General features: G+C 62.3%; 11 protein-coding genes and 1 pseudogene. All 12 read left to right on the top strand.

All coding sequences use genetic code 11. From position 1 onward, the window contains the following. Positions 1 to 115 precede the first annotated feature (115 nt). The 12 genes and pseudogenes from ACTNBZ_RS01820 to ACTNBZ_RS01765 all read left to right on the top strand — a co-directional run bounded on the left by ACTNBZ_RS01820 (position 116) and on the right by ACTNBZ_RS01765 (position 16,439). On the top strand, positions 116 to 1,762 hold the full coding sequence (locus ACTNBZ_RS01820; protein ID WP_441207936.1) for an S-layer homology domain-containing protein: 1,647 nt from the start codon (positions 116 to 118) through the stop codon (positions 1,760 to 1,762). A gap of 15 nt (positions 1,763 to 1,777) precedes the next feature. Then, complete coding sequence (locus ACTNBZ_RS01815; protein ID WP_441207935.1) at positions 1,778 to 2,677, top strand: DUF4430 domain-containing protein; 900 nt, start codon at positions 1,778 to 1,780, stop codon at positions 2,675 to 2,677. A gap of 38 nt (positions 2,678 to 2,715) precedes the next feature. After that, positions 2,716 to 3,633 (top strand): energy-coupling factor transporter transmembrane component T, encoded by a 918-nt coding sequence (locus ACTNBZ_RS01810; RefSeq protein WP_441207934.1) that lies wholly within the window; start codon positions 2,716 to 2,718, stop codon positions 3,631 to 3,633. After that, entirely contained in the window at positions 3,618 to 4,601 is a 984-nt protein-coding gene (locus ACTNBZ_RS01805; protein WP_441207933.1) for a TIM barrel protein, read from the top strand. Before ACTNBZ_RS01810 ends, ACTNBZ_RS01805 begins: the two co-directional genes overlap by 16 nt. Beyond that, positions 4,598 to 7,258 carry an ECF transporter S component gene (locus ACTNBZ_RS01800; protein ID WP_441207932.1) on the top strand — a complete coding sequence of 887 codons (2,661 nt, stop codon included), beginning with the start codon at positions 4,598 to 4,600 and terminating at the stop codon, positions 7,256 to 7,258. Before ACTNBZ_RS01805 ends, ACTNBZ_RS01800 begins: the two co-directional genes overlap by 4 nt. Before the next feature lie 122 nt (positions 7,259 to 7,380). Then, positions 7,381 to 7,515, top strand: a complete 135-nt coding sequence (locus tag ACTNBZ_RS01795) for a hypothetical protein (protein ID WP_441207931.1) — start codon at positions 7,381 to 7,383, stop codon at positions 7,513 to 7,515. A 106-nt stretch (positions 7,516 to 7,621) separates the two neighbouring features. Continuing rightward, on the top strand, positions 7,622 to 9,271 hold the full coding sequence (locus ACTNBZ_RS01790) for a recombinase family protein (protein ID WP_441207930.1): 1,650 nt from the start codon (positions 7,622 to 7,624) through the stop codon (positions 9,269 to 9,271). Then, positions 9,259 to 9,543, top strand: a pseudogene (locus ACTNBZ_RS01785) (sporulation stage IV protein A); the annotation flags it as partial. The gene ACTNBZ_RS01790 and the pseudogene ACTNBZ_RS01785, both read left to right, overlap by 13 nt. 142 nt (positions 9,544 to 9,685) lie before the next feature. Continuing rightward, the gene (locus tag ACTNBZ_RS01780) at positions 9,686 to 11,137 is read left to right on the top strand and encodes an SWIM zinc finger family protein (protein ID WP_441207929.1); all 1,452 of its coding nucleotides are present in this window, start codon (positions 9,686 to 9,688) and stop codon (positions 11,135 to 11,137) included. A gap of 10 nt (positions 11,138 to 11,147) precedes the next feature. Continuing rightward, entirely contained in the window at positions 11,148 to 13,073 is a 1,926-nt protein-coding gene (locus tag ACTNBZ_RS01775; RefSeq protein ID WP_441207928.1) for a hypothetical protein, read from the top strand. A gap of 16 nt (positions 13,074 to 13,089) precedes the next feature. Further along, complete coding sequence (locus ACTNBZ_RS01770) at positions 13,090 to 14,181, top strand: AAA family ATPase (protein WP_441207927.1); 1,092 nt, start codon at positions 13,090 to 13,092, stop codon at positions 14,179 to 14,181. After that, positions 14,181 to 16,439 carry a DUF5682 family protein gene (locus ACTNBZ_RS01765; protein ID WP_441207926.1) on the top strand — a complete coding sequence of 753 codons (2,259 nt, stop codon included), beginning with the start codon at positions 14,181 to 14,183 and terminating at the stop codon, positions 16,437 to 16,439. Before ACTNBZ_RS01770 ends, ACTNBZ_RS01765 begins: the two co-directional genes overlap by 1 nt. Positions 16,440 to 16,448 lie beyond the last annotated feature (9 nt).

Genomic DNA, 16,448 nt, shown 5'->3' with positions numbered 1-16,448 from the left:
CAGAGAGCTTAGTGAAACTTGTGCCTGCGGTACAGTGAGCTTTTCCCGCACAATTCATTTGAACCACACAGCTTCCGGCGGGATCGTCCCGCCGGAAGCCGGAGGAGAAAAAATCATGAAAAACGCACGTGAAAGAGGGGCCTGCCTGCTCCTGACCCTGGTGCTGCTGTTGGGACTGTCCGTCCCGGCCGCCGCCGTCTCAGAGGATGCGCTGTCCGCCGCGCTGACGGACACGGCCCGATATGTATACCAGACCGTCAAAAGTCCACAGGTGGGCTCCATCGGCGGCGAGTGGGCGGTGCTGGGTCTGGCCCGCAGCGGCTTTGCGGTACCGGAGGAATATTATCAGAGCTACTATGCCGCGGTGGAGGACTATGTGAAAGACTGCGGCGGCGTGCTCCACGAGAAGAAGTATACGGAGTACAGTCGGGTCATCCTGGCCCTCTCGGCCATTGGGAGGGACGCTAGAAATGTAGCGGGCTACGACCTGACGAAAGCCCTGGGAGACTTTGACAAGACCGTCTGGCAGGGCGTCAACGGTCCCGCCTGGGCCCTGATCGCCCTGGATTCCCGGGACTATCCCATGCCGGTAAATCCGGAGGCAAAGACTCAGGCCACCCGGCAGATGTATGTGGACGAGATCCTGTCCCGGCAGCTCAATGACGGCGGCTGGAATCTCACCGGCAAGGGCGGAGACGGCCGCTCTGACCCGGACGTTACCGGCATGGTCCTCCAGGCGCTGGCCAGGTATCAGGACCAGCCCGCCGTGGCCAGTGCCGTCAGTGCGGCCCTGGAGTGCATGTCCGGGCTGCAGGATGCCGACGGCGGCTTCGCCAGTTACGGCGAAAAAAACGTTGAGAGCGTGGTACAGATGGTCGTTGCACTGTGTGAACTGGGGCTTTCGCCTGACGACGCCCGGTTCGTGAAGAACGGAAATACCATGCTGGATTACCTTATGACCTGCTGCCAGCCCGGAAATGGCTTCCGTCATACCGCCGATGGCCAGGAGAGCAGCCAGATGGCCACCGAACAGGGGCTTTACTGCCTGGCGGCCGTCCTGCGGGCGGTTCAGGGAGAGAACAGCCTGTACCGTATGGACGATGCTGTCCCGGCTTCTGCCGGGGAGGGGAAGCAGTCCGGCGCCGGGCTGGCCGGAAAACACGCTGACGTAAAGGCCCAGCCGGTCATCCGCCCCGGTGCCGCTTTCCCTGATATCTCCGACGCTCACGCCGATCAGGAGGCGATTGAAGCCCTGGCATCCCGCGGTATCATCAGCGGCAAGGACGGCGGCGTCTTTGACCCCGACGCCGCCATGACCCGGGCCGAGTTTGCCTCCATCGTGGTCCGGGCTCTGGGTCTGCCTCTGGCGCCCACAGACAAGTTTACGGACGTGAAGCCTGCCGACTGGTACGCCCCCTATGTGGGCGCGGCCTATACCTATGGGATCGTCAGCGGTACAACAGCCACGACATTTGCACCCAACGGCACCATTACCCGCCAGGAGGCCGCCGTTATGGTGGCCCGTGCCGCCGTGCTGTGCGGCATGGACACGGAATTGGACGCAGGTAACGTCCGTGATACACTGGCGCCCTTCACAGACTATATCACGGTTGGCGAATGGGCCCGCTCCGGTATGGCTTTCTGCTATCAGAGCGGTATTCTGGACAGCTCCGCGCTGGATATTCAGCCCAAAGCCCCCGTCATGCGCTGCGAGATCGCCCGGATGCTCTTCCGGCTGCTGGACAGCGCCAATCTTCTTTAAGGCAGGAGAAAACTTATGTGGTGGAAACAGAATCGATGGAAGATCATCGTTCCCATCCTGATCGCGGCCATATTGACCGCCGCCTTTTGGGCCGGAGGCGGACCGGAGGCGGAGGACCGGACGGCGGGATCTGATAAGCCGGTCCCGGCGGCGTATCATACGCCTGCCGGGACCGGCGTGACGGCGTCTGCCCCCGGCGGCGGGCTCTCCGAACAGGCCGTCTCCCCGGAACCATCCGCCCCGGGCGCGGGCCCTGAAGCGGAAGCGGCCCCGTCGGCCACACACACGGCCGCCGGGGATCAGGACCGTCCGGAAGGGGCAGAGGGACCGGCAGAGAACGGGAAGCAGGATACCTCCGCGCCGGCGGACGGCGGAAGTTCCTCCGGGCAGCAGGGTATGGACATCGACCCGGCCACCGGCAGGGATCAATACCTGACCGCTCCCGTCCCCGAAGGAAAGCCCGCGCCCGCAGAGCCCCAGGACACGGCCGTATCCGATGCGGCCCATACCTGTACGCTGTCGGTGCGGTGTGACACCATTCTGGACAATATGGATGCCCTGGACCCCGAAAAGGCGGAACTGGTCCCGGAGGACGGCATCATTCTTGCGGCGGCGCCCGTAACGTTTTATGAGGGCGAGAGTGTGTTCAACGTTCTTCAGCGGGAACTGAAAAGAGCCGGTATCCACATGGAATTCAAGAATACGCCCATATACAACAGCGCTTATATCGAGGGGATCCAAAACCTGTATGAATTCGACTGCGGCGAGCTGTCGGGCTGGATGTACAAGGTCAACGGCTGGTTTCCCAATTACGGCTGCAGCCGCTATCAGCTTCAGGAGGGCGATGTGGTGGAGTGGGTCTACACCTGCGACCTGGGAGATGACATAGGCGGCAGAAATATTCTGGACGGCTGATCCCGCGTCCGTCCGGAACAGGAGAGGAAGTGAGCACGATGAAACAACCGGATCCCTTTTCCGGCTGCCATCCCCTGGTGAATTTTTTCTACTTTGCCCTGGTATTGGCCTTCACCATGTTCCTGATGCACCCCGTCAGTCTGGCCATCTCTCTGGCCTGTGCCATCGCCTACCTTTTCTGCCTGAACGGAAGGAATGCGGTTTTTTCCCAGCTCCGGTTCCTGCTGCCTGTGGTACTGCTGGCCGCCGTTGCCAACCCCGCCTTCAATCACGAGGGCGCTACCCTGGTCTGCTGTCTGCCCACGGGTAATCCACTGACTCTGGAGAGCATCGCCTACGGACTCGCCGCCGCCGTCATGCTGGCCGCCGTGGTCATCTGGTTTTCCTGCTACACGGCGGTAATGACCTCGGATAAATTTGTCTACCTGTTTGGCCGGATCATTCCCGCGCTGTCGCTGGTCCTGTCGATGACGCTTCGCTTCGTTCCCAAATTTCAGGCGCAGTTTCAGGTGGTACGCGAAGCTCAGCGCTGTGTGGGCCGGGACATTTCCGACGGGAGCATACTACGGCGGGTGAAGAATGCCGTCACCATTACGTCCATCATGGTGACCTGGAGCCTGGAAAACGCCATTGAGACGGCGGACAGCATGAAAAGCCGGGGATATGGTCTGCCGGGCCGCACGGCCTTTTCCATCTATCGCTTTGACGGCAGGGACAAAGCCATCCTCGCCTGGCTGTGCTTCTGCGGGTTTTACGTATGTTCCGGGTGGATGGCCGGCGGACTGGACTGGCGGTATTATCCCACCGTCAGGGGGGCGCTCGCCGGCGCATTCCCCATCAGCTTTCAACTGGTCTATCTGGCCCTGTGTCTGACGCCGGTCATCTTTGACCGGGTGGAGTACAGGAAATGGGAGACGATTGGTAACAGGGAGGGTGGGATATGCTCCAAAGCATGAGCCTTCCCCTGTGTGAGAACGTACTGGATGATCCGGGTGATTGGAGCGGACTGCGCCTTGAACTGAAATCGCTGGGGCTGAACGGCATCGAGGGGATCTGGGGCGGAGGCGATATTCCGGCAGATTTTCCCGGGGATCTTCTGGTCGGCTATCATTTGACTTTTTTCCCCGATTGGCTGGACTTTTACCGGGATGACCGCTCCGCGCTGCGGCGCAAATTCGGGACGCTGGACGCCGCCTGGCGATTCTATGGCGGCAAAGGGCCGGAGGCCCTGCTGGATCTTTACCGCGCCGATCTGGAGCGGGCGCTCAGCCTGGGCGCCTCCTATGTGGTGTTCCACGTTTCCGACGTTTCGCTGGAGGAGAGTTATACCTACCGCTGGCTCCACACGAACGAGGAAGTCATTGACGCATCTGCTCAAGTCATCAATACGCTGCTTGCAGGGATCGGGCCCGGGTTTGATTTTCTGGTGGAGAACCAGTGGTGGCCTGGCTTTACCTTTACCGAGCCTGCACAGACGGCCCGGCTGCTGGAGGCCATCGCCTTTCCGCGCAAGGGGATCATGCTGGATACGGGCCATCTGATGAATACGAATACCCGCATCGCAAACCAGAAAGAAGGGATCTCCTATATTCTCGATATGCTGGAGCGTCACGGTGAATTGAGCCGGATGATCCGCGGGGTCCATCTGCATCAGAGCGTCAGCGGGGCCTACGTGCGGAGCCACACGGGATCTCCTCCTCCGGATCTGCCGGAGGACTATATTGAACGCTTTCAGCGAAACTATGCTCATATCCAGCGCATCGACCGGCACCGCCCATGGACGGATCCGGATGTCGCAAAGCTGCTTGAGAGGATCCGGCCGGATTTTTTGACCCATGAGCTGTACGCGGAGACACAGAAAGCACGTCTCCGCGCCGTGAAGCGGCAAATGAACACGCAGCGGAAAGGGAAGGACATGCTATGAATGGAAAAACACCCGCCTGTGTGGAGGTCGAGCGGCTGAGTTTCTCTTACCCGGAACAGCGTATCCGGGCACTGGAGGAGATCACGCTCTCGGTCAGGCCCGGGGCGTTCATGGTACTCTGCGGCCCCTCGGGCTGCGGCAAGTCCACACTTTTGCGGCAGCTCAAAACGGTACTGGCTCCCCACGGCCGCCGGGAAGGGAGGATCCTGTTTGAAGGGCGCCCGCTGGAAGAGCTGGACCAGCGGGAGCAGAGCCGGCGTATCGGCTTTGTACAGCAGTCCCCGGAGAATCAGATCGTCACCGACAAGGTGTGGCACGAACTGGCTTTCGGGCTGGAGAGTCTGGGCCTGGACACGCCCGTCATCCGCCGCAGGGTGGCGGAGATGGCCTCCTTCTTCGGTATCCAGACCTGGTTCTACAAAAATGTGGCCGAGCTGTCCGGAGGCCAGAAGCAGCTGCTCAATCTGGCCTCCGTCATGGTCATGCAGCCCAGCGTGCTCATTCTGGACGAGCCCACCTCTCAGCTCGACCCCATTGCCGCGTCGGACTTTCTTGCCACCCTGGGCAAGATCAACCGGGAGCTTGGCACCACCGTCATCCTCACTGAGCACCGGCTGGAGGAGGTATTTCCCCTGGCCTCCGACGTAGCTGTCATGGACAGGGGCCGGCTGCTCTGCACCGGCACGCCCGGGGAAGTGGGTGCGGCTTTGAAAGAGGCGGGCCACTCCATGTTTCTGGCCATGCCCACCGCCATGCGGGTGTGGGCGGCGGTGGAGAATGACGCTTCCTGTCCCGTCACGGTCCGGGAAGGGCGTGACTGGCTGACGGAGTTTGCGGCATCCCACACCTTGGGCCGGCTGCCGGAAGAACCGAAACACATTTATCCTGGCGAGGCGGTCATGGAAGCGGATGAACTCTGGTTCAAATATGAAAAGGAACTGCCCGACGTGGTGAAGGGGCTGAGCTTGTCCGTCAGAAAAGGGGAGTTTCTGGCCCTTCTGGGCGGCAACGGCACCGGAAAGACCACCAGTCTGAAGCTGCTGGCCGGACTCGTGAAGCCCTGTCGCGGCGAGGTGCGGGTCAGCGGCAGCGTGGGCGTCCTGCCCCAGAACCCTCAGGCGCTTTTTGTGAAAAAGACCGTCCGTGAAGACCTTTTCGAGATTTTGAAGGACTGCGGGCTGAGCCAGACCCATCAGGATGCCGATGTGGCAAGAGTGGTCCGCCTCTGCCGTTTGGAGGAGCTGCTGGACCGGCATCCCTATGACCTGTCCGGCGGCGAGCAGCAGCGCGCGGCGCTGGCCAAAGTGCTGCTCCTGGACCCGGACATTTTACTGATGGACGAGCCCACCAAGGGGTTGGACGCCGAATTCAAGCTGACCTTTGCGGAGATCCTGCAAACGCTGCTCCGCCGGGGCGTGGCTATTCTTATGGTCAGCCACGATATTGAATTCTGCGCCCGGTATGCCCACCGCTGCGCTCTGTTCTTTGACGGCGGCATTGTCACCGACGCCGCCCCCCGCGCCTTTTTTTCCGGCAACAGCTTCTACACCACCTCGGCCAACCGCATGGCCCGCGGGCTCCTGCCCGGAGCCGTCACCCCGGAAGATGTGATCGCCGCCTGCGGCGGAAGGCTGCCTCCGGCGCCGGAGCTGCCCCAGGAGGGTTTCAGCCTGCCCCAGCCGGCGGAGGAAACAGCGGACTGGAAGCCCAGGCCGCTGCCCTGGTGGCGCAGGCTTCTGGCGGCGGCATCCGGCGTCACGGCCGTGGCTCTGTTTCTTCAGACCCTGGGCGTCGTGGATCTGAGCGCACTGATCACTCGGGAAGGCGTCACCGCGCTGGCCGAAGATCAGCTCCGTCGTTACGGCGCTATGCTCATCAGCCTCTTCATCTTTGCCTTTTCCGTTTCCCGCCGCAGCCGCCGGCCGGATCATCTTACCCGGACGTCAGAGGAAAAGCGGAAACTATCCAAGCGAACTGCGGCGGCGGCGGTGCTCATCCTGCTGCTGATCCCGCTGACCCTGTTTATAGGTGAGACTTACCTTGAGGGGAAAAAGTATTATTTCATCTCCCTGCTTATTTTGCTGGAATGTATGATACCATTCTTTCTTATATTTGAGAGCCGCAGGCCCCAGGCGCGGGAGCTGGTCATCATTGCAGTCCTGTGTGCCATAGGCGTGGCAGGCCGCGCCGCCTTCTTCATGCTGCCCCAGTTCAAGCCAGTCATGGCGCTGACCATTATCGCGGGAGTGGCCTTCGGCGGAGAGACAGGCTTTCTGGTGGGGGCCATGACCATGCTGGCTTCCAACGTCCTATTTTCCCAGGGCCCCTGGACGCCGTGGCAGATGTTCTGCATGGGCATCATCGGTTTTCTGGCAGGAGTGCTGTTCCGCAAGGGCTGGCTCCGCCGCAGCCGGATATCCCTGTGTATCTACGGCGCGCTGGCCGCCATTCTCATCTATGGCGGTATCATGAATCCGGCGTCCGCCCTCATGTGGACCAGCGAGCTCAATTGGAGGATCCTGTTGACCTACTATATCTCCGGGTTCCCCATGGACTGCATCCAGGCTGCGGCTACCTGGCTGTTCCTGTGGTTCGCCGCGGAGCCCATGCTGGAGAAGCTGGACCGGATCAAAGTGAAATACGGACTTGCCGAATAACGTCAGCCGTCCCGGAGAACTGAATCTCCGGGACGGCTGACATTTATGCACCGGCATAAACGATTTCCGGCGTCATAGACGGCTTAGGACAGGAATACACTTCCTGTGGGGAGTGACGCTGGATGAAGGCCGATACGCCGTTGACAGCACTCAAGAAAGCGCTCATGCTTCAAATCAACGAGAATCTGTATAAACAGGATATCATTTCTCGGGAAGTTTATGAGAAAGCAAAAACACACATTACAGATGACAGATGACGCTGCATGATCCCCTTTGACCGCTCTGCAAGGCCACAGCTTTGCAGAGCGCTTTTGTTAAAAGTCATGGGCCAGAATTGGAAAAAGATGTTTAAGGAGTGCTGTTATGGATATCTACACCATCAGGAACCAACTCAGTCACGGCAAAACGATTTTCGACCTTCCGCTGCGGGTCACATATTATGCCCGTGTATCCACCGATAAGGACGAACAGCTTCACTCGCTGTCGGCCCAAATACAGTACTATTCTGAGTTCATTCGAAAAAATCCGAATTGGACCTTTGCGGAGGGCTACATTGACGAGGGAATCAGCGGCACCAGTGTGGGGAAGCGGGAGAGCTTTCTGCAAATGATCCAGGACGCCCGGGCCGGGAAGTTTGACTTTATCGTCACCAAGGAGATCTCCCGGTTTTCCCGCAGCACCCTGGACAGCATCACCTATACCCAGGAGCTTTTAAGCTGCGGCGTGGGGGTCCTGTTTCAGTCCGACAACATCAATACTCTGCTGCCGGATGCGGAACTGCGGCTGACCATCATGTCCAGCATCGCGCAGGACGAAGTGCGCAAGATCTCCGAGCGGGTCAGGTTCGGGTTCAAACGGGCCGTCGAGAAGGGGGTCGTTCTGGGAAACAACCGGATCTGGGGCTACGAGAAAGACAACGGAAAGCTGGTCATCAATGAGGAAGAGGCCCAAATCATTCGTCTGATCTTTGACCTCTATGCCAATCAGCTGATGGGGATACGGCGGATCGCCAACTACCTGACTGACCACGGCTATACCAATATGAAAGGCAACGATTTCTCCTACAGCAGCATTACCGGCATACTGCGCAATCCAAAATATAAAGGCTATTACTGCGGCGGCAAGACCGTCAAATATGACTATAAGATCAAAGACCGGAAAGAGCTGCCGGAAGAAGAATGGGTCATGTACCGGGATGAGGAATCCGTTCCGCCGATCGTGTCTGAGAAGCTGTGGGAAAAGGCCAACCGGATCCTGCGGCAGCGTTCAAATGCACAGCGCTCAGAGGATAAGAACTGCTATCAGAATCGGTATACTTACAGCGGAAAGGTGATCTGCTCGGAGCATCAGGCTCCCTTTTACCGGCAGATATACCGCTATCCTTCCGGAGCCCGGGAGGTATGGCAGTGCAGGGAATACACACGGCATGGAAGGTCGGGCTGCAAAACGCCTGTCATTTACAAAACGGAGCTGGATGACATGCTGCGGCAGGCCATCATACATCTTCCTGTCCATGAATCAGAGATCATCCATGATATGCTCCACATTTACTGCGCAGTCTCAACAGAGGACAGCGGGAGGGCGGAAAAGGAGCTCAACGCGTGCCGCACCGCCATGGATGACATAGCAAGGCGAAAAGACAGGCTTTTGGACCTGAATATCGGCGGGCGTATTTCAGACGAGGAATTCTCTGCCCGCAACGAACGGTTCAACCGGGAGCTCGAGAGGCTGAATGAAAGAAACAGCCGGCTCCAAACAGAAATAAAGGAACGTCAAAAGCTGCCGCTGTCTATGGATGTCCTGCAAAGAGCCATTGAACAGGAGTGTTCCTTTCCGGATGGGTTCAGCGCCGGAGCCGTAGATTCCATGGTAGACCGGATCGTGATCCATCCGACTCCGGAAAAAGGAATCATCAGAGCGGAACTCTTCCTGAAGGCATCAGGGGGCAGGGAGGAGTATGAGATCCGGCGCAGCCGCGGGAACACTTCGATTTGTTATAAACCATACACATGATCCGGGCCGATATCGAGACCGAGGTCTCGCCCATCGTGGGCAACGAAAAGCAGAGCGAAGAGATGATCAACTACCTTCTGCAGGAGTTTGAGGGAGACACCAAAGCCATCTGGCAGTCCAATATTTTCGGTAAGTCCTTCCATGAGCTGGTCAGCGAGGACCTGAACGCCAAGCTCAAGCGGATGCCGGACGACGCCCGCTCCAAGCTCCAGGAGACCCTGCAGCGCATCATCAACGAGGGCTCCGGCGGCCTCATCTGCATCATCCTGTAACAAGACCGTCCCCCGGGGAATAAGCCGTCCCCGGGGGACGTCCCTGTTGCAAAACAAATGTTCTATCGCAGTTGTAGTCCGGCCTGATTTCTGATATGATAAAGAAACCAGATAATATCTTCGCCGGAAAGAAGGTCATGCCATGGACATCAGCGAGCTGTATATCCTCTCCCAGGCGCCCAACCCGGCCACCGCCGAAAATGGCCGGAAGCTCTCTCAGAAAGGAAGCTTTTCCCAGCGGCAAAGGAGTGCTTCCGGAACCTGTTTCTGGGCCCGGTGCGCTGGAAGTGGAAAGGATCCCTACCAGGTCTCCCTGAATCTGGACGATCCGGAGCACCCGGTATGCCGCTGCTCCTGCCCCAGCCGGCAATTCCCCTGCAAGCACGCCCTGGGCCTGATGTTCGAGCTGCTCTCCGGACGGGAGTTCGCCGTGGCGGAGGTCCCGGCGAACCTGGCGGAAAAGTGGGACAAACAGGCCGCCCGGGCCGCAAAAAAGCCGGAGCCCGCCGGAACGCAGCGGCAGCCAGCCGCCAAAAAGCCCAACGCCTCCGCCCGGAGCAAAAAACTGAAAAAGCAGCTGGAAGGACTGGATCTGGCAGAGCGGATGATAAACGATCTGCTCAATGCCGGGCTGGCCACCCTGGCGGGCACCTCGGTCCAAACCTATGAAAAGCTGGCCAGGGACCTGGGAAGCTACTATCTCACCGGTCCTCAGCTCTCCTTTTCCCGGATGGCCCTGGCCGTGGCCGCCATCCAGCGGGACCCGGAGCACGCTGAACAGTACTACGCCCAGGCCATCCAGGTGCTCATCGCCCTCCACGCCACCATTCAGAAGGGCCGTGCCCTTCTGCTGGACAAGCTGGAGCATGACCTGCTCTCGCCGGAGGATGACGTGCTCTACGAGGCTCTGGGCGGCGTGTGGCGGCTGGAGGAGCTGGAGGCCACCGGCGCCTGCCGGACCAATGCCCGCCTGGTACAGCTCTCCTTCGACGTGTCCTATGACGAGGCCAGACGGGAATTCATCGACCGGGGTTTCTGGGCCGACCTGGACACCGGAGAGGTGTGCCAGACCCTCAATTACCGCCCGGTGAAGGCCCTGAAATACGTCAGGGAGGAGGACAGCGACTTCAGCTGTCTCACCGTACCGCTGCTCTGCCGCTATCCGGGGGAACTCAACCGCCGGGTCCGATGGGAGAGCGCCTCCCGCGCCCCGGTGACCCGGGAGGACCTGGCTGCCCTGCGGGCCGCGGCCCAGCCCGATTTGGCCGCCGCGGTCAAGCTGGTGAAAAATCAGATCAAGAACACCCTGTCTCCCAAGTATGCCGGCGTGCTGGTGCCCTACGCCCGTATCGGCAGGATCGGCGCAGAGCCGGTGCTGGAGGACCATGCCGGGAACCGTATCGTCCTGCGGGACCAGCCCGGGACGGGGGAGGACCACCGCTCGGTGGACCGGCTCACCCTCCTGCCCGACGCCGGGATGCTGAAGAACAATGTCCTCTTCGGCATCATGTTTTACGGCGAGACCGACCGGAGCCTCTGCCTTCACCCCTACAGTCTGGTGACCGGGGAGCAGATCGTGCGGCTCCAGTATTGAGGTGCGTTTCATGGAATTGCAGAGTTTTTATACCCTGAAAGAACGGCTGGAATATGCCGCCGTGGCCGGTGTGGGCCTGCTGGACGAGGATTTCCGGCTCCGCCGGGCGGTGGAGGAGCTGGCCCCGCTGGCAGCGGCCAGCCCGGTTTTCGGCAAGATCAGGGCGGGGGCTGAGGCACTCCTGGCCGCACCGAAGGAGGAGCGGCCGGGGAAGCTCCTCTCCCTGCTCTCTCTGGTGGACGCGGTGGCCTACACCCAGGGCCGTGCCGGGCGGGAGGGGACGCTGGAACCGCTGCCCTGCCGGGGCGGTGGGCGCTATGTGCCCCTGCGGTACGGGGAGCTCAAACCGGTCCTCAACGCCCTGACCACCACCGGCCCCGGCCGGTATGAGGTGCTGCGGGAGAGCCTGAAACGGCCTGAGCTGCTGGCCGACTCCCGGGTGCTGGCCGCTTTGGTCCACGACCTGAAGGACAGCTTTGGCGAGATGGCCGACCAGGTGGAGGCCGTTCTGCGCCGGGCGGGTCCCGCCGTGGCCCCGCTGCTCTGCCGGGATTTCGACCCTGCCGGGAAAAAGGACATGGTCCGCCGGGTGCGAATTCTGGAGGACGTGGCAGGCGGCGATGCCAATGACTTCTATCTCGCTCAGCTCCCCCATGCCGTGCGGGAGGTGCGCGTAGCCCTCATCCGCGCCCTGGGGCACCGGGAGGAGAACGCCGAAACGCTGATCCGTCTCTGCCGGACCGAGAAGGGGAGCGCCAAAAAGGCCGCCCACTGGACCCTGGCCAGACTGGACTGCCCTCCGGCCGACGCCTATTGGACCGAGCTCTCCGAAAAAAAGCCGGACCAGGCCGCCGGATACATGACCTTTACCCACACCCCGCTGGCCAGCCGCCTGGTGGCCCGGGCGCTGGACGCCTGGCTCTCTCCGCTGGAGGAACAGCCCGACACGCCCCTGACCGAGGCCATGGCGGAGGGGCTGCAAGCGCTGCTTTTCGCCTTGCCCGGAAAGACCGGACCTGAAATCTGCGATGTCTACCGCCGCCTGGCTGCCCTGGGAAAGGACGGACGGCTGGATCTGCGGGGCATCGCGGGCACCGACCCGGTGCGGGTGATGAAGCTGGTCGCCGCCCCCGGCGATCCCCCGGAGCGCGCCCATCCCTTCCGAAAGGTCCTGCCTCTGGTGCTCCGCCGTTCCATCCTGACCTGTCCCGCGCCCGAGCTGCTGGCCCTGCCCGATGAACTGGAGACGCTGAGCGGCGTGTCCTTCCGCGCCGCCGCCATCGCCGCTGCTCTGGCCGCGGGGAGCGCGGAAGAGGCCTATGCCGCTGCCGAGCCCTGTTTGAAGCACGCCGGACTCTTTTTCCGCGGGAAACTGCAGGGCCGGACCGCCCTTCTTGCCCACGCTCTGGACGGACTGGACTGGGATTGGGAGCAGAAAACGCTGGCCTTTACGCTGACATGGCCCGATCCGCTGGGCGGAGCGCCCATCCAGGTGTCCCGCCCTTTGCGGGAGCCTCCGGACCGCCGGTGGTATCAGCGCCTGATGGCGCTGGACAGCAGCGAGACCGACAGCCTGCTCTCCTGCCTGCTCCCCATGGATGACGGGGAGCTGCGCGACGAAGTGGGAGCCTATTTCTATCAAAAGGCTCTGACCCTGCCCGACTGCCGGCCCTATCTGGGCTATCTCAAGCGCTGCGGCTGGACGCAGTGCAAAGGGCTGGCGGTACGCTACTGCCAGCGGAAGGGGAGCGTCACCCCCTGGGAGCTCACCTCTCTCCTGCGTGAACTCCCGGGCAGCGGCAACGCCAGGGCTGACGAGGCCGAGCAGGTCATGGGCCTCATCCACTGGAAGAAGATCCAATACCCCAACGGCAGCCTGACACAGCTCAACGATCTGATCCGGGAGCTGCGCGCCGCCGATCCCACGCCATATTGACAGAGGAGGAATCCCTATGACAGAACAGCAGGTCCAGCGCCTTCCGGCGGAGGAGCTCTTCCAGCGGGAGCTGGAGGCCCTGATCTCCGCTGAGCGGGACAGCGTGCCCACCGGCTGGCGCATGTCCCCCCGCTCGGTGCTGACTTATATCCTGGGAAATACCACCGTCAAGGGGGTGCCTATTACCCCCAAATACATGGGCAGCCGCCGCCTGGTGGAGATCGCCATCGCCACCCTCATTACCGACCGGGCTCTGCTCCTCATCGGCGAGCCGGGTACGGCCAAGTCCTGGCTCAGTGAGCACCTCGCCGCCGCCATCAACGGCGACTCCACCAAGGTGGTCCAGGGCACGGCGGGCACCACTGAGGAGCACATCCGCTACTCCTGGAACTACGCCATGCTCATCGCCCGGGGCCCCAGCCCGGAGGCCATGGTCAAAAGCCCGGTCTACCGGGCCATGGAGACCGGCTCCATCGCCCGGCTGGAGGAGATCTCCCGCTGCGCCAGCGAGGTGCAGGACGCCCTGATCTCCATTCTGTCCGAAAAACGCATTTCAGTCCCCGAGTTGGGGCTGGAGGTTCCCGCCCGGAAAGGCTTCTCCCTCATCGCCACCGCCAACACCCGGGACAAGGGGGTCAACGACATGTCGGCCGCTCTCAAGCGGCGGTTCAACATCGTGGTCCTGCCCGCCCCCGCCGATATGTCTACCGAACTGAATATCGTAAAGACCCGGGTGGCCCAGCTCTCCGCCGGGCTGGACCTGAACGCCAGAGAGCCACGGCAGGACACGCTGGAGCAGGTGGTCACCATCTTCCGGGAGCTGCGCTCCGGCGCGACTCTGGACGGCAGGCAGAAGCTCAAGGGCACCACCGGCGTGCTCTCCACCGCCGAGGCCATCTCCCTGCTGGCCAACTCCATGGCCCTGGCCGGCAGCTTTGGGGACGGGTCGGTCTCGGACCGGGACCTGGCCGCCGCCCTCCAGGGCGCGGTGGTCAAGGACGAGGAGAAGGACGGCGTGGCCTGGAGCGAGTATCTGGAGAACGTGATGAAAAAGCGGGGGAGCCAGTGGGCGCCCCTCTACCGGGCCTGTAAGGAGCTCCAACCCTGATGGGCGGCCCTGTGCTGTTCGGGGTGCGCCATCTCTCCCCGGCGGCGGCCCACCATCTGCGCCGGGCTCTGGATGAGGCCGGACCGGAGCTGGTGCTGGTGGAGGGGCCCAGCGACCTGTCCGGGGACCTGCACTGGTTCTGCCATCCGGAGACCAGGCTGCCCGCCGCCATTCTGGCCTATACCCAGGAGAGCCCGGTGCGCACCATCCTGTATCCTTTTGCCGAGTATTCGCCGGAATATCAGGCCATCCGGTGGGCGGTGGAACACGGCGTGCCCTGCCGCTTTATGGACTTGCCCTCTTCGGTATTCCTGGCCATGGCTCCGGAGCGGCCGGAGGAGGCGCCGGACCGGGAGGCTCCCACCACCGAGTGGGTCTACCACCGGTTGGAGGAGGTGAGCGGGGAGGACCACGACACCTTCTGGGAGCGGCGCTTTGAGCAGCTCTCCTACCCGGAGGAATACCGCCTGGCCGCAGCCGCTTTTGGCCGGGAGCTGCGCGCCCTGGCCCAGGATTCTCCCCGCCGTGTAGCAGAGAATCAGGTGCGGGAGGCCTATATGAAGCGCGTTATCCGGAATGCGATCGAGGATGGGACGCCGCCGGAGCGGATCTTCTGCGTGTGCGGCGCGTTCCATGTGGAGGGACTGGAAAATTGCGCCGCCATGACAGACGAAGAGGAGCGCTCATTGCCCCGGGTGCCCTGCTATGCCACCCTGATGCCCTACTCCTATTACCGCCTGTCCACCCGTTCGGGCTACGGCGCCGGCAATCAGGCCCCGGCCTATTTCGAGCTGCTGTGGGAGGCCATGGAGCGGGGCGAGCCCGGCTCCGCCGCCGATACCTATCTCACTGCACTGGCCGCCGCCCACCGGAAGGCAGGCAATATCACCTCCTCCGCCGAGGTCATAGAGGCGGCGCGGCTGGCCCGGACCCTGGCCGGCCTGCGTGGGAGCCATTATCCCTGCCGGGTGGATCTGAGGGAGGCGGCGGTGGCCTGCATGGGCCACGGTCAGCCCTCCGAGCTGGCCATCGCGGTGGCCCAGGTGGAGATCGGCACCAAAATCGGCGCCCTGCCCGAGGGGGTGAGCCGCACCTCCATCCAGGCCGACTTTTACCGCCAGCTCAAGACGCTGAAACTGGAGCCCTACCGCTCTGCCGAGGCCAGGGAGCTAGACCTGGATCTAAGGGAAAAGCTCACCGTCCGCTCCAGAACGTCCGCCTTTCTGGACCTGGACCGCTCCTTCTTCCTCCACCGGCTGCGGGTGCTTGGCATCCGCTTCGCGGCGCTGCGAAACAAGCGGCAGGACAACGCCAGCTGGGGGGAGTACTGGGCCCTCCAGTGGACGCCCGAGGCCGAGATCCAGATCGTGGAAGCCGCCCTCATGGGCGATACTGTGGAGGGAGCGGTCTCCTTTGCCCTGCGGGAGCGGGCCGGGGCGACTACCTCCATGGCGGAGGCCGCCGGGCTTCTGGAAGAAGCCTTTCTCTGCGGCATGCCCGCCGATGCCTCTGTTATCCTCTCCGCCGTCCAGCGTTTGGCGGTGGACACGTCGGCGGTGGGAGAGCTGGCCGCCGCCGTTTACAGGCTCTCCACCGTGGTGCGCTACGGGGACCTGCGGCGGTTCGACGCCGCCCCGCTGGTCCCCATCCTGTCTCAGCTCTACCTGCGCTGCTGCCTGACCCTGGAGGACGCCTGCCGCTGCGACGACCAGGCCGCCCCCGGCGTGATGGAGGCCATGGAGCAGCTCAACACGGCCCAGCTCAGCCACGATTTTCTGGAGGAGGAGCGCTGGCTTGGCTGCATGGAGCACATCGCAGGCCGGGATGACCTGAATCCCAGCTGCTCCGGCTTCACCATGGCCATCCTGTTGGAGCGTGGCCGCGTGGGGGAGGAGGCCCTCTCCCGGGAGGTGTGCCGGCGGCTCTCCCCCGGCGTGCTCGCCGATCTGGGCGCCGGGTGGTTTGAAGGACTGACCCGGAAAAACCGCCGGGCCCTCATCGCGCGGCTCTCCCTGTGGCGGCAGCTCAGCGATTACCTGGACGCCCTGGACAGCGCGGAGTTCAAGCGGGCGCTGGTTTTTCTCCGCCGAGCGCTGTGCAGCTTCACACCGGGGGAGAAGAGCGATATCGCTGAGAATCTGGGAGAGATCTGGGGACTGGACCCCCACCAGGCGGCCGATGTCCTGATGCGGGGACCCACTGCCCAGGAGCAGGCGCTTTTGTCCCAGCTGGATGAATTCGACTTTGGAGATATCTAGGGGGGGAGG

Origin of the sequence: Pseudoflavonifractor sp. HCP28S3_F10 (assembly GCF_052065415.1) — a bacterium.
Taxonomy (GTDB): domain Bacteria; phylum Bacillota; class Clostridia; order Oscillospirales; family Oscillospiraceae; genus Pseudoflavonifractor_A.
The sequence above is the reverse complement of the archived record's forward strand: the minus strand, read 5'-3'. Positions and strand labels throughout refer to the sequence as shown.

Bases quoted from the DNA above. Each gene is read 5' to 3' on its own strand.
- ACTNBZ_RS01770 (WP_441207927.1), top strand. From the start codon at position 13,090: ATGACAGAACAGCAGGTCCAGCGCCTTCCGGCGGAGGAGCTCTTCCAG.
- ACTNBZ_RS01780 (WP_441207929.1), top strand. From the start codon at position 9,686: ATGGACATCAGCGAGCTGTATATCCTCTCCCAGGCGCCCAACCCGGCC.
- ACTNBZ_RS01790 (WP_441207930.1), top strand. From the start codon at position 7,622: ATGGATATCTACACCATCAGGAACCAACTCAGTCACGGCAAAACGATT.
- ACTNBZ_RS01765 (WP_441207926.1), top strand. From the start codon at position 14,181: ATGGGCGGCCCTGTGCTGTTCGGGGTGCGCCATCTCTCCCCGGCGGCG.
- ACTNBZ_RS01815 (WP_441207935.1), top strand. From the start codon at position 1,778: ATGTGGTGGAAACAGAATCGATGGAAGATCATCGTTCCCATCCTGATC.
- ACTNBZ_RS01800 (WP_441207932.1), top strand. From the start codon at position 4,598: ATGAATGGAAAAACACCCGCCTGTGTGGAGGTCGAGCGGCTGAGTTTC.
- ACTNBZ_RS01820 (WP_441207936.1), top strand. From the start codon at position 116: ATGAAAAACGCACGTGAAAGAGGGGCCTGCCTGCTCCTGACCCTGGTG.
- ACTNBZ_RS01810 (WP_441207934.1), top strand. From the start codon at position 2,716: ATGAAACAACCGGATCCCTTTTCCGGCTGCCATCCCCTGGTGAATTTT.
- ACTNBZ_RS01805 (WP_441207933.1), top strand. From the start codon at position 3,618: ATGCTCCAAAGCATGAGCCTTCCCCTGTGTGAGAACGTACTGGATGAT.
- ACTNBZ_RS01795 (WP_441207931.1), top strand. From the start codon at position 7,381: ATGAAGGCCGATACGCCGTTGACAGCACTCAAGAAAGCGCTCATGCTT.
- ACTNBZ_RS01775 (WP_441207928.1), top strand. From the start codon at position 11,148: ATGGAATTGCAGAGTTTTTATACCCTGAAAGAACGGCTGGAATATGCC.